General features: G+C 69.7%; 13 protein-coding genes and 2 pseudogenes. 3 read left to right on the forward strand and 12 right to left on the reverse strand.

Translation table 11 applies throughout. The features are described from left to right. The 8 genes and pseudogenes from ACFDTC_RS01835 to ACFDTC_RS01870 form a co-directional block, all read right to left on the reverse strand. Positions 1-337: pseudogene (locus tag ACFDTC_RS01835) on the reverse strand (TRAP transporter small permease); the annotation flags it as partial. Between the two features lie 119 nt (positions 338-456). Continuing rightward, the gene (locus ACFDTC_RS01840) at positions 457-1491 is read right to left on the reverse strand and encodes a TRAP transporter substrate-binding protein (protein ID WP_375257157.1); all 1035 of its coding nucleotides are present in this window, start codon (positions 1489-1491) and stop codon (positions 457-459) included. Positions 1492-1646: 155 nt separating this feature from the next. Continuing rightward, positions 1647-2864 (reverse strand): glycosyltransferase family 4 protein, encoded by a 1218-nt coding sequence (locus tag ACFDTC_RS01845; protein ID WP_375257158.1) that lies wholly within the window; start codon positions 2862-2864, stop codon positions 1647-1649. Between the two features lie 182 nt (positions 2865-3046). After that, positions 3047-4195 (reverse strand): DNA polymerase III subunit delta', encoded by a 1149-nt coding sequence (locus tag ACFDTC_RS01850; RefSeq protein ID WP_375257159.1) that lies wholly within the window; start codon positions 4193-4195, stop codon positions 3047-3049. Beyond that, positions 4192-4830 (reverse strand): dTMP kinase, encoded by a 639-nt coding sequence (gene tmk, locus ACFDTC_RS01855; RefSeq protein ID WP_375257160.1) that lies wholly within the window; start codon positions 4828-4830, stop codon positions 4192-4194. Before tmk ends, ACFDTC_RS01850 begins: the two co-directional genes overlap by 4 nt. After that, complete coding sequence (locus ACFDTC_RS01860; protein WP_375257161.1) at positions 4827-6011, reverse strand: D-alanyl-D-alanine carboxypeptidase family protein; 1185 nt, start codon at positions 6009-6011, stop codon at positions 4827-4829. The genes tmk and ACFDTC_RS01860 overlap by 4 nt, the downstream gene beginning before the upstream one ends. 115 nt (positions 6012-6126) lie before the next feature. After that, entirely contained in the window at positions 6127-6990 is an 864-nt protein-coding gene (locus tag ACFDTC_RS01865; RefSeq protein WP_375257162.1) for an SPOR domain-containing protein, read from the reverse strand. A gap of 199 nt (positions 6991-7189) precedes the next feature. Then, the gene (locus ACFDTC_RS01870; RefSeq protein WP_375257163.1) at positions 7190-8254 is read right to left on the reverse strand and encodes a P-loop NTPase; all 1065 of its coding nucleotides are present in this window, start codon (positions 8252-8254) and stop codon (positions 7190-7192) included. Between the two features lie 214 nt (positions 8255-8468). Between ACFDTC_RS01870 and ACFDTC_RS01875 the strand changes: the two genes are divergently transcribed. Together ACFDTC_RS01875 and ACFDTC_RS01880 are read left to right on the forward strand one after the other, a co-directional pair. Beyond that, on the forward strand, positions 8469-8753 hold the full coding sequence (locus ACFDTC_RS01875; RefSeq protein WP_375257164.1) for a DUF1127 domain-containing protein: 285 nt from the start codon (positions 8469-8471) through the stop codon (positions 8751-8753). Between the two features lie 783 nt (positions 8754-9536). Then, a complete protein-coding gene (locus ACFDTC_RS01880) occupies positions 9537-12704 on the forward strand; it encodes a valine--tRNA ligase (RefSeq protein ID WP_375257165.1) in 3168 nt (1055 codons plus the stop codon). Positions 12705-12786: 82 nt separating this feature from the next. Here ACFDTC_RS01880 and ACFDTC_RS01885 read toward each other — a convergent pair whose 3' ends face one another. The 4 genes from ACFDTC_RS01885 to metZ form a co-directional block, all read right to left on the reverse strand. After that, complete coding sequence (locus ACFDTC_RS01885) at positions 12787-14373, reverse strand: thiamine pyrophosphate-binding protein (protein ID WP_375257166.1); 1587 nt, start codon at positions 14371-14373, stop codon at positions 12787-12789. Beyond that, positions 14373-15821, reverse strand: coding sequence for a TrkH family potassium uptake protein (locus tag ACFDTC_RS01890; protein WP_375257167.1), 1449 nt, complete (start codon positions 15819-15821; stop codon positions 14373-14375). Before ACFDTC_RS01890 ends, ACFDTC_RS01885 begins: the two co-directional genes overlap by 1 nt. Positions 15822-15945: 124 nt before the next feature. Next, on the reverse strand, positions 15946-17046 hold the full coding sequence (gene folE2 / locus ACFDTC_RS01895) for a GTP cyclohydrolase FolE2 (RefSeq protein WP_375257168.1): 1101 nt from the start codon (positions 17044-17046) through the stop codon (positions 15946-15948). Between the two features lie 147 nt (positions 17047-17193). Beyond that, the gene (gene metZ / locus ACFDTC_RS01900; protein WP_375257169.1) at positions 17194-18393 is read right to left on the reverse strand and encodes an O-succinylhomoserine sulfhydrylase; all 1200 of its coding nucleotides are present in this window, start codon (positions 18391-18393) and stop codon (positions 17194-17196) included. A gap of 282 nt (positions 18394-18675) precedes the next feature. Between metZ and ACFDTC_RS01905 the strand changes: the two are divergent. Next, a pseudogene (locus ACFDTC_RS01905) lies at positions 18676-19021 on the forward strand (hypothetical protein); the annotation flags it as partial.

The following is a 19021-nucleotide window of genomic DNA, read 5'->3' on the forward strand; positions in this document are numbered from 1 at the left end:
GCCCGCGCTTGGCGCGCATCGGCAGCGCGTCGGTGAACACGTCGACCGAGGCATGGCCGGCGGTCACCTGGCAGAACGGCAGGAAGGCGAAGATGCAGAAGGCCATGCCGGCCTCGACCAGTTCGAAATCGCCAGGGATCGCGCCGATCCCGGCATCGATCAGCCCCTGCGCCAGACCCGGCGCGATGGACATCGCCAGATCGGTCGCCAGCGCACCGTTCAGCGCGCGCCCGGCGATCGACAAGCAGGTGATCAGCACCAGCACGCTCAACACCGTGCCACCGATCACCGCAAAGCCCCGCGCCAGCCGCACCACGGTCAGATGAAGCCGCAGCATGTCTTCCCCCTCGTCATGGACGGGGCGGGCCGTTCATCCCGGTCCGCCCCGCTTTCGATTGTCCGCGTCCTGGGCCGGCGGCGCGCTCTCCCAAACGCGCCGCCAGCCCCGCAGGCCTTTTAGTTCGAGGCCTGGTATTCGTCCATCAGCGCGCGCGCCTGGTCGATCAGCGCCTGGCCGTCGATGCCGCGGCTGTCCATGTCGGCGACCCAGGATTCGTAGATCGGCCGCGCGAGCGATTCCCACTCGGACGTGTCCGAGACGGTGATGATGTTGTTGCCCATGTCGACGGCGATCTGGCGCGCGGGCTCGTCGTAATCGGCCATCGTGCCGCCCGCGAAGACCGAGAATTCCAGACCGGACTGCTCCATCAGGATCTGTTGCAGGTCCTCGGGCATCGCCTCGAACTTGTCCTCGTTCATCGCCAGCACGAAGGTCAGCGTGTAAAGCGCGGGGCCCTCGAACTCGGTGTGGTTCGAAACCAGCTCGGGCACCTTGATGGACGGCGTGACCTCCCACGGGATGGTGGTGCCGTCGATCACGCCCTTGGACAGCGCCTCGGGGATGGCGGGCACCGGCAGGCCGATCGATTCCGCGCCCACGCGGGTCAGCAGGTCGTTGACCAGGCGCGAGCCGCCGCGGATCTTCATGCCCTGAAGGTCGGACGGCTGCTGCACCGGCTCGTTGGTGTGGAACACGCCCGGGCCGTGCACCCAGGTCCCGAGGATCTTGACGCCCTCGAAATCGGCGTCCTGCATGTGCTCCTCGAACATCTTCCAGTAGGCGTAGGACCCGGCGCGCGCATCCTCGACCATGAAGGGCAGCTCGAACACCTCGGTCTGCGGGAAGCGGCCGGGGGTGTAGCCGACCACGGTCCAGACGATGTCGGCGACGCCGTCGATGGCCTGATCCATCAGCTCGGGCGGGGTGCCGCCCAGCTGCATCGACGGGAAATGGTTGATCTCGATCCGGCCGTCGCTGGCCTCTTCGACGTCCTCGATCCAGACGTCGAGGATATGCGTCGGCACGTTGGCCTGCGCGGGCAGGAACTGGTGCAGGTTCAGCGTCACCTCCTGCGCCGAGGCGGTGCCTGCGATCATCGCCGCGGCGACGGCGCCGGCGGTGCGTTTCAGTATGGTTCTGCGTGTGGTCATGTCGTCCTCCCTGTTGACGGCAGAGCCGGCGTCGCGGCGCGTCGTTAACAGCGCACCGTCGGCTCGCGGGCGGCTTCACCATGCGCGGGGACGCGGCCGAACGAAAGGGGCAAATGCGGCGCGGGGCTGTCTTTTCACGCGCCGGCGGGTGCGCGTCAGGGGTTCGCGCGGCGGGTCGCGTCCTCGATCAGGTCGGCCAGCTTGCGCGCCTCGGCTTCGCCGTCATGCATCGCCTCGACCCGGGCGCGCCCGGACCGGCCCATCGCCAGCAGCCGGTCGCGCGGCGCCGTGACCGCCGAGACCATCGCATCGGCCAGCCCCTCGACATCGCCCGCGGCCACGCGCCAGCCGCAGGTGTCGTCGACCAGTTCGGGAATGCCGGCGACCCATGTCGTGACGACCGGCCGGCGCAGCGCGAAGGCCTCCATGATCACCACGGGCAGGCCCTCGGCGAAGCTGGCGAGCACCAGCGCGCGGGCGGCGCAGACGTGATCGCGCACCGCCGCCTCGTCCGCCCAGCCGGCGAGCGTCACCGTCGCGCCCAACCCCAGCGCGGTGATCCGCGCCTCGATACTCGGACGCAGCGGGCCGTCGCCCACCAGGACAAGGCGGAAACCCGGCACGCGCGCCGCGACACGCGCGGCGGCCTCCATCAGCACCAGGTGTCCCTTCTGCTCGGACAGGCGTCCGACGCAGACCAGCACGGGCGCGTCGGGCGGCGCCGAGGCCGCTCCGTCGAACCCCGCGAGGTCGAGCCCGCAGCGAACCACGGCGATGCGCGCCTCCGGAGCCCAACGGCGCAGCTGGCTGGTGCCGAAATGGCTGATCGCCACGGCGAAAGCCGCGCCCGACAGCTTGTCGTCCAGCGACAGGGCGCGCGGCGCGTCGAACTCCTCGGGGCCGTGGGCGGTGAAGCTGTAGGTCAGGCCCGACAGTCGTGCCGCCAGCAGAGCGACTGCCGCAGGATTGGTGCCGAAATGGGCGTGGATGTGGTGGGCACCGGTGGCCCGGCAGCGCCGCGCCACGTGCGCCGCCTCGGCGAGGTAGACCAGGTGCACCAGGCGTCCGCGCTCGGACCGGGCGCCCATGCGCCACGCGGCGCGGGCCGCCGACCACGCCGCGCCCGGCGCGCGCACGGCCTCGGCCAGAAGGTCGGTCAGCAGGTGCAGCGCCCCCTGCCCCAGAACGCGGTGGGTGCGCGCGGCCTCTGCCGCCAGCGTGGGATGATCCTCGTCCGGCGGCGTGCCGCGGATCGCCACGCGGTCGATCTGCCAGCCCAGCCGCTCCATCGCGGCGATCTCGCGCGCGATGAAGGTGTGGCTGAGCTTGGGATACTGGTTCATCAGCCACAGCGCGCGGCGCGGTGGCGTCATCCGGGGCGCCCCGCTGGCACGGCGACGACCCCGAGGGCGCGGAGCGAGGCGGACGGCATGACGGCATCTCCCGGAAAGGCAGGCCAAGACTTGGCCCAACCTTGTGCCGCGCGCAAGGGGACGGCGGGCGGGGCGATGGGCGCAGCCCGAGCGCCGTGTGCCGTCTTGCGCCCCCGCACCGGTCAGGCGGCGCGCGACAGGCCCAGCAGCAGGTCGGTCACGAGTGCCGCCGCATCCACGTTGACGGCGCGCGCATGCCGCGCGCGAGCGCCCGTCTCGGCCACCGCCTGCGCCCAGCGGCGCGCCGCGGCCGGGTCGGGCGCCAGACGACGCAGCACGACACCCTCGTCCGGCGCGAGATCCAGCGCCGGGCCGACCCCGGTGACGCCGGTGCGTGCGATCCGCGCGGCCAGCAGGTCCAGCAGCGTCAGCACCAGGTCCAGCCGTTCCTCGCGCCCGCGTCCAGCGCAGCTGTCGGCCAGCGCCATCAGGTGCGCACGATCGGGCGCGGGCGCGCCGGCCAGCACGGTCACCAGCTCGCGGTAGAGCGTCAGCCCGTCCAGCGCGGCCAGCCGCATCGCGGCGCCCACCGAGCCCGCCGACAGTTCGGCGAAGGCGGGCGCGTCGCCGGGCGCGATCTCGGCCCCCGCCTGGTCCAGCGCGCGCGCCATGTCGTCCGCGCCCAGCGGCGACAATCGCAGCGTCCGGCAGCGTGACCGGATCGTCGGCAGCAGGCCAGCGGGCTGGTGGCTGATCAGCAGCATCGTGGTGCGGGCGGGCGGCTCCTCGAGCATCTTGAGGATGGCGTTCGCCGCCTGCGTGTTCAGCGCGTCCGCATCGTCGACGATCACCACGCGCCGCCCGCCGTCGGTGGCCGAGAGCGCGAGGTAGCCGCGCAGCTTGCGCACCTCGTCGACGCGGATCATGTCGGAAAAGCGTCCCTCCTGGACCGCCTTCTCTCGGTCGCGCTCGGACGTGCCCGCGCCGCCCCGGCGCAGCAGGAAAACGCCGGGATCCGACAGAGCACGGACTCGGCGCGCGACCGGGTGGTCGGGTGCGACGTGCAGCGTGTCGGGCGCCGGCGGCGCGCCGAACAGGCCATCATCGTCCGCTGGGGGCATCGCCAGCAGAAAGCGCGCCATCTCCCAGGCCAGCGTCGCCTTGCCCACCCCGCGCGGGCCGGTCAGCAGCCAGCCGTGGTGCAGCCGGCCCGAAGCGTGGCCGGCCAGGAACTCGGCCGCCTCGGCATCGTGGCCGAAGACGCGGTCGGCCTCGCGCGGATGCGGCGCGCCCGGAATCCGGTCGGGCTCGGGCAGCGCGTCGTCGCTCATGAGGCGGCCCGCAGCGGCGCGCGGATCGCGGCGGCGACGTCCTCGGCCACGGCTTGCTCGGTCCGGTTGCCGTCGATCACGCGGAACCGGTCGGCGAACTCGGCCGCCAGCGCCAGGAAACCCGCGCGCATGCGTTCCTGCAGACCCACGCCGAAATCCTCGAAGCGTTCCTCGGCGCCGGCACGCGCCTTGGCTCGTTTGAGCGCGGCGGCCGGTTCCATGTCGATCAGCAGCGTGAGGTCGGGCTCGACCCCGATCATCAGCGCGTGCAGCTGGTCGGCAGCACCGCGCAGGTCGCCGCGCGACAGGCCCTGATACATCCGCGTGCTGTCGGCGAAGCGGTCGCAGATCACGACACGCCCGGCGTCGAGCGCGGGGCGAATCGTGCGTTCCAGGTGATCGCGGCGCGCCGCGTTGAACAGCAGAAGCTCGGTCTCGGCGGACCAGCGGTCGGGATCGCCCTGCAGGACCAGCGAGCGGATCTCCTCGGCGCCGGGGCTGCCGCCGGGCTCGCGCGTCAGGACGACGTCGTGCCCCTCGGCGCGCAGGGCGTGGGCCAGCAGGCGCGCCTGGGTGGACTTGCCCGACCCGTCGATCCCCTCGAAACTGACGAAAAGCCCGCGGCGCGCGCTCACATGGCCTCCTCGGCGGGGCTGTCCTTAGCGCCGCCGGCGACGCGCGCCAGCAGCGTGCGGCCGACGGTCATGACACGGTCGACCGGACCGCTGCCCGACACCGCGTGTTCGGCGTAAAGCGGCACGCGCGTTTCGGGCAGGCTCTCGGGGCGGATGATCAGCTCGGCCAGTTGCTGGCCCGCGCGCACCGGTGCGTCGATCGGACCGGTATAGACCACCTCGGCCTGCAGCGTGGCGACGGGGCTCGACGGCAGCAGCAGCGTCACGTCGCGGTCGGCGACCAGACCCACGCTGTCCTCGGCGCCCAGCCACAGGTCGGCGCGGGCGACGGCCTCGCCCTCGGTCACCACGGTGCGCTCGGCGAATTGCCGAAAGGCCCAGTTCACGATGGATTCGGACTCGTTGGCACGCGCCTGCGTGCTGTCGAGGCCGGTGATGGCGAAGATCACGCGCCGCCCGTCCTGCGTGGCCGACCCGACGAGGCCGTAGCCCGCTTCCTGCGTGTGCCCGGTCTTGAGCCCGTCGGCGCCGATCCCGAGGCCCAGCAGCGGGTTGCGGTTAAACCGGTTCGCGCGCTCGTTTTCGTCGAACAGGAATTCCTCTTCGGCGAACATCTCGTAGAACTCGGGGAAGTCCTCGATCAGGTGGCGCGCCAGCAGCACCAGGTCGCGCATTGACATGCGGTGTCCCTCGGCGGGCCAGCCGCTGGCGTTGCGGAAGGTCGAGTTGGTCATGCCCAGCTGCTGGGCGCGCTGCGTCATCAGCTCGGCAAAGCCGTCCTCGGTGCCGGTGGGGCTCAGCTCCTCGGCGAGGACGACGCTGGCGTCGTTGCCGGACAGCACGACGACCCCGCGCAGCAGGTCCTGGACGCTGACACGCTCGTTCTCCTCGAGGAACATGGTCGAACCACCGAAGCTCGCCGCGTGGCCCGAGACGCGCAGCTCTTCGTCCAGGGAAAGACGCCCGTCGCGCACCGCCTCGAAGGCGATATAGAGCGTCATCAGCTTGGACATCGACGCGGGCGGCAGCGGCGTGTCGGCGTTCTTCGACAGCAGCACCGTGCCGGTGGTCTGGTCGAGCACGAAGGCGGCCTCGGCCGTGGTGTCGAAGGCCTGCGCGGGCAGCGACAGGCCGAGCGTCAGCGCCGCGGCGGCGATCAGGGTGCGGGTGAGACGGATCATGGCGTGGGTCCTGTTTCCCGGGGCATGTGCGAGTCGCATCGCACACGTTATCGACGATCGCGGCGCCTGTGTCATCCCGCAGGACCCGTTCTGCGACGCCGGGTCAGGCGCCGTGCTAGCCACTGACCGCGTAAGCGTCGGTGAAGCCCGAGGCCTTGATCTGCTCGAGCAGCGTCGCGCGTTCGGCGGCGGTCTGCGCCGGGCCGACCACGACGCGCCAGAAGGTCTTGCCGCTCGAGGTCTCCTGCTTGACGCTGGGTACCATGCCGGCCTGGCGCATCGCCGTGGCGGTGTTCTCGGCGTTCTGCTCGACGCTGAAGATGCCAATCTGGATGTAGGGCCGGTCGAGCGCGCTGGTGGCTGGCGCGGCCGGTGCCGGAGCGGGCGTCGCCTGCACCGCGGGCGCGGCCGGGGTGGCGGCCTGCGCCGGTTCCAGCGCGGCGGTCTCGATGTCCAGCGCGGACTCGCCAAGCGTGTCGTCCAGCCCCGCCTCGCTCACCGCCGGGGCGGCGGGCAGCGTGCCGGGCTCGACCGTCTCGCGGCGCAGCGCGACCACGTCGAGGTTGGTGGGCTGACCCGCCAGCATGCCCAGCGCGGCGGCGGCGTCCGAAGAGATCTGCAGCCGCGGGCCCGGCGTCTCGCGCTCGCGCCGGAACAGGGCGCCGATGACGACCTGGCCGTTCTGCTGGTTGCGGATGATCACGCGCTCGGGCTCGTCCACGTCGGGATGCGCGGCCCAGACGCCGCCCAGCGACGGGCGGCCGTCCCAAAGCCCCGCCTCGGTGGCCTGGAAGACCTCGGGCGCCTCGATGTCGCGTTCGGTCGCCTGCGGGGCGGTGCCTGCCGCGGCCGGGGCGGCGCCCTCGCCGCGCGCGAAGGGATTCTTCCCCTCGGCGCAGGCCGAAAGCGCGAAAAGCCCGGCGACAAGAAGGACATGACGGCCGGCGCGGCCGGCCCTGGTCGACGTGGAACGGATCATGAAGCTGCCTCGTGCCTTGCCTTGATCATGCGCGGATGCGTCCGCTGCGCTGCCTCGGACGGATGTCTGCTGCATCCTTCGCGCGGACGATACCGGGTTCATGCCCGCAAGGAAAGCGTTTCGGGCGCACGCGTGCCGCCGGTCGGCGCGGACGCGCCGCCGGCGAAGGCGGTTCCAAGGCTCGCGCCCGCCAGCGTATTCAGACGATGCCACCGTCGATCAGCCGGTGCGCCAGCCCGGCATAGGCCTGTGCCATGGGGCCGTCGCCCAGCGCGATCGGCGTGCCGGCATCGCCCGCCAGCCGCGTCTCGAGGTCGATCGGCAACTGGCCCAGCAGCGGGATGCCCAGCCGCTCGGCCTCGCGCGTGACGCCGCCGTGACCGAAGATGTGGTGCTCGGACCCGCAATCGGGGCAGACGAACACGGCCATGTTCTCGATCAGGCCCAGCACCGGGGTCTTGAGCGTGGCGAAGGCGTCGAGCGCCTTGCGCGCGTCCAGTAGCGCCACGTCCTGCGGGGTCGACACGACGATGGCGCCGGTCACCTGCGATTTCTGGCACAACGACAACTGTACGTCGCCGGTGCCCGGCGGCAGGTCGACGATCAGCGTGTCGAGCTCGCCCCATTCGACCTGCATCAGCATCTGCTGCAGCGCGCCCATCAGCATCGGACCACGCCAGACGGCTGCCTTGCCCTCTTCCAGCATCGAGCCGATGGACATCAGCGTCACGCCATGCGCCTTGAGCGGGATGATCGTCTTGCCGTCGGGGCTGGCGGGGCGCTTGGTCAGGCCGAACATGCGCGGCTGGCTGGGCCCGTGGATGTCGGCGTCCAGCAGCCCCACAGCCTTGCCCGCACGCGCCAGCGCCACGGCCAGGTTCGAGGACACGGTGGACTTGCCCACGCCCCCCTTGCCCGAGCCGATCGCCAGGATCGTCTTGACCCCCGGCGGTTTCATCGGGCCTTCCTGTGGCTTCGCGTGGCCGCCGATCTTCAGCGACGGCGGCGCCTTCGTCTCGGTCGGGGCGGACAGCGCGGCGTTGGCATTCTTTATACCGGGCACCGCCCGGGCCGCGTCTTCGGCGGCGCGGCGCAGCGGCTCCATCTGGCGGGCGATCGCGGCGCTGGGGGCCTCGATGACGAACCGCGCGACGCCGTCGTCGACCCGCAACGCTCGAATCATGTCGCGGGACACGAGGTCGCCGCCGTCCGGCAGACTCAGCCGCGCCAGCGCGTCGCGGACCGCCTCGGCAAGTTCAGACATCGCATATCTCCTGATCATCCTGCCCGCTTAGGTGGCGCTAACAGGGACACCCTGCAAGGCACGCGGTCAAACGGGCGGTTTCTAAGGTGCCCTGCAAAAGAAACAAGCAACCTGCTTATGCGTTTTCTGCATAGCAGCATTGAAGGGGTGTCTATTGTGCACTTGCAGCATTCGGACCATCTTGAGGGCAACGCGGCGATGACCGCATCGAGCAATGCGGCCCGCGCTGCCTCGAGACCCGACACGCGGCACGGTGCCGCCCGAATTCGAAAGACGCGATATGGCTTATATGACGCAAGGCGCTCTGCGCGCACAAGGTGGACTGCTCAGCCGCTTTTCCGACCTCCGCACCACGCTGGCCGAAAAGATGGCCCGCCGTGCCGTCTACCGGCGCACGCTGAACGAACTCTACTCGCTGTCCGACCGCGACCTGGCCGACCTCGGCATTCACCGGTCGCAGGTGCGCAGCATCGCATGGCAGGCGGCGCAAGACGCCTGATACGAGATTTCCGGAAGGCTCCTCCTCCTCCCTGCCTTCCGGATAGCGGACCGGTCGAATCCTCCCTTCGATCGGTCACCCTTTCGGTCCCGGCCCCTGCCGGTTCCGCAAGACAAGCGGCGGCTTCGGTCTCCTCCTCCCTCCGGGGCCGCCGCTGACAGGATTTCGAGGGTCTCGCCAAAGGGCATCGCCCCGCGGCCGGACCGGTGGAACGGAAGGCGCCATTCGCGCGCTTGGACCACCAGGGTGCATCGCGCCCTATGAGATACGGGGCGCTCCGGCGCCCGAGCAGACAGCGGACGCCACGGCGTCCCGACCTTGTGAAGGCCGCGTCCTCCTCCCTGCGGTCTTTGCAATCAGCGGTGGCGCCCACCTCCTCCCGGGCGTCACCGCACCAGTTACGGGCCACCTGGCCCAGAGATCGTGAAGGCCGCGCTCCTCCTCCCTGCGGTCTTTGCGCACCACACGGCGGCGTCCACCTCCTCCCGGGCGTCGCCGCACGGAATACCCCGGATGCGCAAGTGTCCGGAGACTTGTGAAGGCCGCTCTCCTCCTCCCTGCGGTCTTCGCTTTCCCGCGGTGGCGCCCCTCCTCCTCCCTGGCGCCGCCGCGGACCCTGACGACCGGGCCGCTCTCCTCCTCCCTGCGGTCCGTTTCCCTGAACCGCGATGCGCTGGCCGCATCGCGGTTTTTTTTCGTCCCGCGCCCGCGCGACGCGGCACCGCCTTCCCCTTTGCGCATGCATTCGCTAGACCCCGTCCGACACGTGACGAGGGACGCAAGATGCCACTGGAAAAGACTTTCGACGCCGCCGAGGCCGAACCGCGCCTGACCCGGAAGTGGCTGGACAGCGGCGCCTTCCGCGCCGGTGCCAACCGATCTCGCCCCGAGTCGTTCTGCGTTATGATCCCGCCGCCCAACGTCACCGGCGCGCTTCACGTGGGCCACGCCTTCAACAACACGCTGCAGGACATCCTGGTGCGCTGGCACCGGATGCGCGGCTTCGACACGCTGTGGCAACCCGGGCAGGACCATGCCGGCATCGCTACCCAGCTTCAGGTCGAGAAGAAGCTGATGGCCGATGAAGGCAAGAAGCGTACCGACCTCACGCGCGAGGAATTCCTCGACAAGGTCTGGGAATGGAAGGGCCAGTACGGCGGCACGATCATCAACCAGCTGCAGCGGCTGGGCTGTTCGTGCGACTGGGACCGCAACGCGTTCACCATGGCCGGCGCGCCCGGCGATCCGCGGACGGGGCACGAAAACTCACCCAATTTCCACGATGCGGTGATCAAGGTCTTCGTCGACATGTACGACAAGGGGCTGATCTACCGTGGCAAGCGGCTGGTGAACTGGGACCCGCACTTCGAGACGGCGATTTCCGACCTCGAGGTCGAGAACATCGAAACGCCGGGCCACATGTGGCACTTCATGTACCCGCTCGAGAACGGCCAGACCTACGAATACGTCGAAAAGGACGAGGACGGGAACGAGGTGCTGCGCGAGACGCGCGACTACATCAGCATCGCCACCACCCGCCCCGAGACGATGCTGGGCGACGGCGCGGTGGCCGTGAACCCCAAGGACGAGCGCTATGCGCCGCTGATCGGCAAGTTGTGCGAAATCCCGGTGGGCCCGAAGGAGCATCGCCGCCTGATCCCGATCATCGCCGACCCCTACCCCGACCCCGATTTCGGCTCGGGCGCGGTGAAGATCACCGGCGCGCACGACTTCAACGACTACGGCGTCGCCAAGCGCAACGGCATCCCCTGCTACCGCCTGATGGACACGCGCGGCGCGATGCGCGCCGACGGCGACGATTACGCCACCGCCGCCGGCATGGCGCTGTCCGTCGCGCGCGGCGAGATGACCCTGAGCGAATCCGAGGCCGACGCGATCAACCTGGTGCCCGATCACCTGCGCGGGCTCGACCGGTTCGAGGCGCGCGAGATCGTCGTGCGCGAGATCACCGACGAAGGCCTGGCCGTGATGACGCGGCAGGACGACCCGCGCCTGGGCAAGGCCGCCCGCCCGCACGAGACGCCCGAAGAGGGCGAGGAAGCGCCGGGCGTCGAGCTGGTGCCGCTGGTCGAGTCCAAGCCGATCATGCAGCCCTACGGCGACCGCTCGAAGGTGGTGATCGAGCCGATGCTGACCGACCAGTGGTTCGTCGACGCGCAGAAGTTGGTGGGCCCCGCCCTCGACGCCGTGCGCAAGGGCGACATCGCGATCATGCCCGAGAGTGGCGAGAAGACCTATTATCACTGGCTCGAGAACATCGAGCCGTGGACCATCTCGCGCCAGTTGTGGTGGGGCCACCAGATCCCGGTCTGGTACGGGCTGAACCTGTCCGCACCGGGCTTCCAGGACGACGAGGGCGACGGCGCGCTCGACATGGTCGAGATGGGCCGCGTGCTGTCGGACCTGACGATCGGCGACGAAGTGCATCACGCGGCCACCGGCTTCGAGGCGGTGCGCGACAAGTTTGCAGACGCGCTGGCGGGCCTGCCGAACCCGCTGAACCACGCCCGCGTCATCGAGGTCGAGACCCGCGCCGACGCGATCCACGCGCTGGCCGAAAGCTGGGCCGAGTACGAGGCGACGCAGGACCTGATGAAGCTGGTCTACCCCGTCTGGCGCGAGGCCGACGTGCTCGACACCTGGTTTTCGTCCGGCCTGTGGCCGATCGGGACGCTCGGCTGGCCCGAGCAGACCGACGAACTGCAGCGCTTCTTCCCCACATCGGTGCTGATCACCGGTTTCGACATCCTGTTCTTCTGGGTGGCGCGGATGATCATGATGCAGCTTGCCGTCACCAGCCAGGTGCCGTTCCACACGGTCTATCTTCACCAGCTCGTCCGCGACGAGAAGGGCAAGAAGATGTCCAAGACCACCGGCAACGTCATCGACCCGCTCGAGATCGTGGACGAATACGGCGCGGACGCGCTGCGCTTCACCAACGCCTCGATGGCGTCGATAGGCGGCGTGCTGAAACTGTCGGTCGACCGCATCGCCGGCTATCGCAACTTCGGCACCAAACTGTGGAACGCCGCCCGCTTCGCCGAGATGAACGGCGCCTTCGAAGGTCACCGCACGCAGGCGAACCCGCCCGCGACGACGGCGACCGTGAACCGCTGGATCGTCGGCGAGACCGCGCGGGTGCGCGAGACCGTCGATGCGGCGCTGGCGGAATACCGGTTCAACGACGCGGCGAACGCGCTCTATTCCTTCGTCTGGGGCACGGTCTGCGATTGGTACGTGGAATTCTCGAAGCCGCTGCTGGACAAGGACAGCGAGGCAGCCTCCGAGACCCGCGCGACGATGGCCTGGGTGATCGACCAGTGCCTGATCCTGCTGCACCCGATCATGCCCTTCATCACCGAAGAGCTGTGGGACACGCTGGGCGAGCGCGACGGCATGCTGGTCCACGCCGACTGGCCGGTCTACCGCGCCGCGGATTTCGCCAGCGACGACGCCGCGCGCGAGATGGCCTGGGTCATCGGCGTGATCGAGGGCGTCCGCTCGGTCCGCGCGCAGATGCGCGTGCCGGCGGGCCTCTACGTGCCGATGCTGGTCTCGGACATCCTCGACGACGAGCGCGCCGCGTGGGAGCGCAACGAGACGCTGATCAAGCGGCTGGCGCGGGTCGAGTCGCTGGAGAAGGTCGAAACCTTCCCCAAGGGCTGCGCGACGATCCCCGTGGGGGGCGCCGTGTTCGGCCTGCCGCTGGCAGACATCATCGACGTGGCCGAGGAAAAGGCGCGGCTGGACAAGGCGTTGGGCAAGCTCGAGAAGGAGATCAACGGCCTGTCGGGGCGGTTGTCGAACCCCAAATTCGCCGCCAGCGCGCCCGAGGACGTGGTCGAGGAGGCGCGCGCCAACCTCGCCGCGCGCGAGGACGAGGCCGACAAGCTGCGCCAGGCCAAGGCGCGGCTGGACGAGATTGGCTGAGACGACTCGGCGGTGACGGAATTATGCCCCGTCCCCGAGGGACGACGTTAATGTCTCCAGACTGACGAAGCGCCGGCCGGGCCTAGAGCATGGCCGGCGTCATGCGGATCAACGTCGGGCGGTCGGCCGCGAAGGCCTGCACCAGCGCCGCCTTGAGCGCGTCGAGCGTGTCGGGCTGCGTCGCATGCGCCCCGTAGGCGCGCGCCAGCGCGAGGAAATCGGGATTGCGCGCGACGACCGCGGTGGGCGCGATCTGAGCCGCGACCATGGCGTCGCGGATCTCGCCCAGCTGCGCGTTGTCCCACACCAGGATCGGCAGAGGCAGGCCCAGCTCGACCGCGGTGCCCAATTCGGGCAGCGTGTATTGCAGGCCGTAATCGCCCAGGATCGCCACGGTCGGCAGGCCCGGCCGCGCCACCGCGCCCCCGATCGCGGCAGGCAGCGCGTAGCCCAGCGTGCCGAAGCCGTAGGGGTGGTGCCAGTGGCCGGGGCGCGGCAAATCCCAGACCTCGGTCGCGCCGTAGGCGAACTGCGTCATGTCGGACCAGATCATCGCATCGTCCGGCATCGCGTCGCGCAGCGCCTCGGCCGTTTCGACCACGCCGGGGCGTTCGGCCATGACCTCGGCCCGCCAGCGCGCGCGGGTGCGGGCGATCTCCTCGGGGTCCCAGCAAGGCGCGCGATCCTCGGTGCGGGCGGGGATGGCGATCGCCATGGCGCGCATCAGTGCGCCGGCGTCGCCGAGGATCGGCATGTCGCGGGGGCCGCAGGCGGTCAGCATCTCGGGGTCGATGTCGACGCGGATGGTCGGGCAGTCATGGCCCAGCGCGTCGCGCCACAGGTCGACCTCGGACAGCTCGGTGCCCAGCGCGATCACCAGATCGGCCTGCGCCGCGACACGCGCGCTGTCGGGCCGGGCGAGGAACGCGCCGAAATGGGCGGGATGGCCCGGCGGCACGATCCCGCGCGCGGCGTAGGTGGTGAAGCTGGCCGCCCCGGTCTGGCGCAGCAGGTCGGGCACCACGTCCGCGCCGCCCAGCGCGCCGCCGCCGAAGACGAAGAGCGGCCATTCGGCGGCGAGGACCGCGTCGACGGTCGCGGTGACCTGCGCATGCGTCGCCTCGGGGCGCGCGGCGCGGGCGGGGGCTGCGGGCGGCGCATCGGCTGGCGCGCCCAGCGTCGCGATCGGCAGGTGGATCGCGCGCGGGCGCGGCCGGGCCGAGCTGAACTCGCCCAGCGCGCGGTCGATCAGCGCGTAGGCGGTGGCCGCGTCGCGCGCGACCTCGGACCAGGCGCAGACGGTCCCGGCCGAGGCCCGCTGGTCGCGCATCTGGTGCAGCTGGCCCCGCCGCGCCGCGGTCTCGTCAAGGCAGGACGCCAGCGCCAGCACCGGGACGCTGTCGGAATAGCTCTGCCCCAGCGCGGTCAGCGCGTTCAGCACGCCCGGCCCGGTGATCAGCGTGCAGACGCCCGGCCGGCCGGTGGCACGCGCGTAGCCGTCGGCCATGAAGCCGGCACCCTGCTCGTGCCGGGCCAGCACGTGGCGCAGTCCCGCCTGCTCCATCCCGCGATACAACTCGATGTTGTGCACGCCGGGAATGCCGAAGACCGTGTCGACGCCGCGGGATTTCAGCATGTGGGCGATCTGCGCCCCGAGCGGTCTTTGCATCAGGCTCTCCAGAAGCGGACGGTGAAGATGGCGTAGACGGCCAGCAGCTCGAGCCGTCCTGCAAGCATGGCGAAGCTGAGCATCCACTTCGCGGTGTCGTTGAGGCCGGCGAAGTTGCCCGCCGGACCGATCTGGTCGCCGAGGCCGGGACCCACATTGGCCAGCGCCGTGGCCGCGCCCGAGACCGACGTGATGAAGTCGAGGCCCGTCATCGACAGCGCCACCGACAGCACGCCCAGCGAGACCACGAAGAACACGAAGAACGAGATCACCGAGGACAGCACCGCGTCGGTCACCGGCCGCCCCTGGTAGCGCGGCACGAAGACGCCGTGCGGCGCGCGGACCCGGCGCAGTTGCACCCGGATCGAGGCGAACAGAAGCTGGTAGCGGAAGATCTTGACCGAACAGGCGGTCGAGCCGGCGCAGCCGCCGATCAGGCCGATGAAGAAGAACAGCATGACCAGGAAGCTTCCCCAGAGCATGTAGTCGGCGCTGGCGTAGCCCGTCCCGCTGATGATCGAGACCACGTTGAACAGCGCCTCGCGCAGCGCCTGTTCGGGGTGGTGCGGAAAGACCGCGACCAGGGTGACGCCGACGACGACGACCAGCACGCCGATCGTGCCGAGGAAGCCCAGGACCTGGCTGTCGCGGAAAAGGGCCGTGTGGCTGCCGCTCATCATCTGGACGTAGCGGACGAAGGGAAGCGCCGCGAGGATCATGAAGATCGAGGCCACGTACTCGGCCGGCCCCGCGAAGGCGGCGAAGGACGCATCGTAATTGGCGAAACCGCCGGTCGACACGGTTGTCATCGAATGCACGACCGCATCGAAGGGCTGCATCCCCGTCATCAGATAGCCGCCGGTGCAGGCGAGCGTCAGCCCGACGTAAATGGTCGAGATCGACGAGGCGATCTGCGTCGCACGCGGAAGAATCTTGCCCATCGTGTCGAAGGCTTCCGAGCGGAAGATCTGCATGCCGCCGACGCGCAGTTCCGGCAGGAAGACCATGGCGACGACGATGATGCCGATGCCGCCCAGCCATTGCAGGATGCCGCGCCACAGCAGGATGCCCATGGGCAACGTCTCGAGCTGGGTGAAAACGGTCGATCCGGTGGTCGTCAGGCCCGACATCGCCTCGAAATAGGCATCGGTGAACGTGGCGTTCGTCGCGCCGAGGACGAAGGGCAAGGCGCCGAAGATCGGCAGCATCAGCCACACGCCGGTGGTTAGCAGGAACGTCTGCCGGATGGTGAGGCTTTGCTTGACGCCGTTGGACGAGGCGAGCGCGATCAGTCCGCCGGTGAGGCTCGTGACGATGGCGCTTTGTGCGAAGACGGGCCATTGGCCGCGCCCCTCGACGAGATCCACCAGCATCGGCAGGATCATCGTGGCGCCGAGGCAGGCGACCAGCAAGCCGATCACGTAGGCGACGGGGCGGATATCCAACATCGGCGCAGGCTTGGTCCCCGCGCACCGTCCTGTCAAGCGGTCTTGGCGGGAAAGCCAGGGACCGTGACGCGGGGTCCCGCGCGGCCCGCCGGGGGCGGCCGCGCGGTCAAGCGAAGATCTGGCCTCAGCCCACGTGGAACAGGGTCGAGAACAGCTTGGGGTCGAGGCTTTGCGCGGCGAAGGTCTCGCCCTCGGTCAGGACCGACACGGCGTCGTGGCTGTGCAGGCTTTCCTGATGGCTGGCAACCACGCGGTAATCGCCGATGCGGCCGTCGCGCTGGCAGCCCTCGGCGAACAGCCGTGCCGCATCCTCGACGAAAATCGGGTTGGCGGCGTTGAGCTCGGCGAAGGCCTGCTCGTCCTCGCGCTTGACCATGACCTGCGTCTCGGTCGGCACGGCGGCGCGGCACATCTCGACCATGTCCTCGAACCACAGGCAGCCCTTGCCGGTCAGCTCGACCGAGATCCGCGCGACCGAGCGCTGCGAATGCGGCGTGGCCAGCTGGCCGCGCTCGCGCCGGGCGTGTTCCGACAGTTCCAGCGAGCACGGGCAGGTCGAGGAATAGACATAGTCGAGATGCATGATCTTGCGCCGCACGCCGTTCGTCTCGATCAGCTCGAGCGCGATGTCGTAGTACTGGTAGCCCGACAGGCCCGAGCGCAAACTTTCGAGCTTCATCGGGAACCGGAACGCCATCGAGATGCGGGCGTCGAAGCTGCCGAGATCGGCCTTGTAGTCGTCCAGCGCCGCCTCGATCACGCCAAAGCTGAAGGTCTTGTCGGCATGCGCGTAGAAGCTGCGCATGATCCGCGACATGTTGATGCCCTTCTTGTCGGCATCGAGGCTGACGGTGCCCGTGACGCTGGTCTCGAGCGTCAGGTCGCCGTTGTCGCGCGTGCGATAGCGGATCGGCAGCCGGAAGTTAGAGATGCCGACATGCTGGATCGACCGGTTCGCGCCCTTGATCAGGCTCGACGGCCCGTTCTGCAGGTCGGGCAGCGTGGCCTTGTAGGCGGTGTCGGCGTCGAAATCCTCGGGGTAGGCGCGGCGCAGCGCCGGATAGGGCGTCAGACCTGCGTCGGAGGCCAGCCCCACCAGCGCCGGATCGAGATCGGCGATCTCGTCGTCATGGGCCTTGCCGGCCCAATTCCGCAGCAGCGCCAATGCCTCGGCGGCTTCCTCACGGCTGGGTTTCCGGTCGATCTCGGGCGTATGGATGTTCATTGGCTTCCCCGCTGCTGTCGCGTCCCCTGCCTTAAAGGTAGGGCGCGTCCCCGTGCATTTCCACTCGGGAAAGCAATACGCGGGGACGCGTCTGCCGGATCATTCTTTCGCGAACAAAAGGCGTTACACGCCGACGCGCCCCGGCGTTCAGACGGCGTCGAGCGCCTGCAGGAAATCGGCGATCAGGTCCTCGGGCGCTTCCAATCCGGCCGAGATCCGCACCACGCCGTCGCCGATGCCCAAGGTTGCACGCACTTCGGGCTTCAGCCGCTGGTGCGTCGTGGTGGCGGGATGGGTGACTATGGTCTTGGCATCGCCCAGATTGTTCGAGATCACCGCGATCTGCAGCGCGTTGAGGAAGGCGAAGGCCGCGGGCTTGCCGCCCTTCAGGTCGAGCGCCAGCATCGTCCCGCCGGCGCCCAGCTGGCGCATCGCCAGGTCGTGCTGCGGGTGCGACGGCAGGCCCGGGTGGATCACCCGCGCGATGGCGTCGTGCCCTTCCAGAGCCTCGGCGACCGCTTTGGCGCACGCGGTCTGTGCGCGCACGCGCAGGTCGAGCGTCTCGAGCCCCTTCAGCATGACCCAAGCGTTGAACGGCGAGATCGAGCCGCCGGTGTGCTTCATGTAGGGCTCGACCACGCCGCGGATATGCTCGCGCGTGCCCAGGATCACGCCACCGAGGCACCGGCCCTGCCCGTCGATGTGCTTGGTGGCGGAATAGACAACGAGGTCGGCGCCCTGCTCGATCGCGCGCGACCAGGTGGGGGTCGAGAACACGTTGTCGACCACGACAGTCGCGCCCTGCGCGTGGGCCAGTTTCGCGACGGCCTCGATGTCGACCAGTTCCAGCACGGGGTTGGACATCGACTCGAAGAACACGGCCTTGGTGTCGGGCCGGATCGCGTCGCGCCACTGGTCGAGGTCGGCACCGTCGACGAAGGTCACCTCGACCCCGTAGCGGGTCAGCACCTCTTCGAGGATGTAGAGGCACGAACCGAAGAGCGCGCGCGCCGAGACCACGTGATCGCCCGCCCGCAGCATCGAGACCAGCGCGCCGTTCACGGCCGCCATGCCCGACGCCGTGGCGAAGGCATCCTCGGCGCCTTCGAGCGCCGCGATGCGGTCCTCGAACATCGCCACGGTCGGGTTGCCGTAACGCGCGTAGATGAATTCGTCCGGTCCCGCACCCAGGAACCGCGCCTCGGCCGCCTCGGCGGTGTCGTAGACGAAGCCCTGCGTCAGGAACAGCGCCTCGCTCACCTCGCCGTACTGGCTGCGCCGCGTCCCGCCGTGCACCGCCTCGGTCCGCTTGTCGCGCGCCCGCTTCGTCGTGTCGTGCTTGTTCATGATCCCTCCTGGCGCGGCCCCGCCGCGCAAACAAAAAGCCCCGATCGCGGTCAAGCGAAAGGAGCCCTTCGTCCGACCTCTTTAGCGGTTTTTAGGGGTTTGCCCCCCGGTGGCCCGCAATCCGGTTACAAATCGCCACAATCGGCCTTTATTCCGGACCTGGGCGGAAATCAAGCCCGTTGCGCAGGACCCCCGCGCATCGTCACGCGGAGGTAACGTATCTTTCACGCCTGCGTCGCACGCTTGAGGCAAGGAGCACGCACCATCTAGTGGAGGGCTGCCATGCCCATACTACAGGTTACTGCGAAAGATGGCGAAACGCGGCTTTTCGGCAGCGATGTGGACCTGTTCGGCGCGCTGGCCGATGCCCTCGAAGACGACCCCGGCCCGATCACTGTGATGATCCACGGCTACAAGTACCTGCCCGGGCATCCCGACCACTGCCCGTTCGAAAAGATCCTGTCGGTCGCGCCCGCGCGTCCCGGCCCGCGCGTGGTCAGCTGGCCGCGACGTTTGGGCCTGCGCGGCCGCCAGGGCGAAGGGCTGGGCATCGCCTTCGGCTGGGAGGCGCGCGGCACGGTGCGCGCGGCACATGCCCGCGCGGCACAGGCCGGCGACGCGCTGGCGG

Source organism: Citreimonas sp., from assembly GCF_042096055.1.
In the GTDB taxonomy this organism is placed as follows: domain Bacteria; phylum Pseudomonadota; class Alphaproteobacteria; order Rhodobacterales; family Rhodobacteraceae; genus Citreimonas.

Bases quoted from the DNA above. Each gene is read 5' to 3' on its own strand.
- ACFDTC_RS01840 (WP_375257157.1), bottom strand. From the start codon at position 1,491: ATGACCACACGCAGAACCATACTGAAACGCACCGCCGGCGCCGTCGCC.
- ACFDTC_RS01845 (WP_375257158.1), bottom strand. From the start codon at position 2,864: ATGACGCCACCGCGCCGCGCGCTGTGGCTGATGAACCAGTATCCCAAG.
- ACFDTC_RS01850 (WP_375257159.1), bottom strand. From the start codon at position 4,195: ATGAGCGACGACGCGCTGCCCGAGCCCGACCGGATTCCGGGCGCGCCG.
- ACFDTC_RS01860 (WP_375257161.1), bottom strand. From the start codon at position 6,011: ATGATCCGTCTCACCCGCACCCTGATCGCCGCCGCGGCGCTGACGCTC.
- ACFDTC_RS01865 (WP_375257162.1), bottom strand. From the start codon at position 6,990: ATGATCCGTTCCACGTCGACCAGGGCCGGCCGCGCCGGCCGTCATGTC.
- ACFDTC_RS01870 (WP_375257163.1), bottom strand. From the start codon at position 8,254: ATGTCTGAACTTGCCGAGGCGGTCCGCGACGCGCTGGCGCGGCTGAGT.
- ACFDTC_RS01875 (WP_375257164.1), top strand. From the start codon at position 8,469: ATGCGGCCCGCGCTGCCTCGAGACCCGACACGCGGCACGGTGCCGCCC.
- ACFDTC_RS01880 (WP_375257165.1), top strand. From the start codon at position 9,537: ATGCCACTGGAAAAGACTTTCGACGCCGCCGAGGCCGAACCGCGCCTG.
- ACFDTC_RS01885 (WP_375257166.1), bottom strand. From the start codon at position 14,373: ATGCAAAGACCGCTCGGGGCGCAGATCGCCCACATGCTGAAATCCCGC.
- ACFDTC_RS01890 (WP_375257167.1), bottom strand. From the start codon at position 15,821: ATGTTGGATATCCGCCCCGTCGCCTACGTGATCGGCTTGCTGGTCGCC.
- folE2 (WP_375257168.1), bottom strand. From the start codon at position 17,046: ATGAACATCCATACGCCCGAGATCGACCGGAAACCCAGCCGTGAGGAA.
- metZ (WP_375257169.1), bottom strand. From the start codon at position 18,393: ATGAACAAGCACGACACGACGAAGCGGGCGCGCGACAAGCGGACCGAG.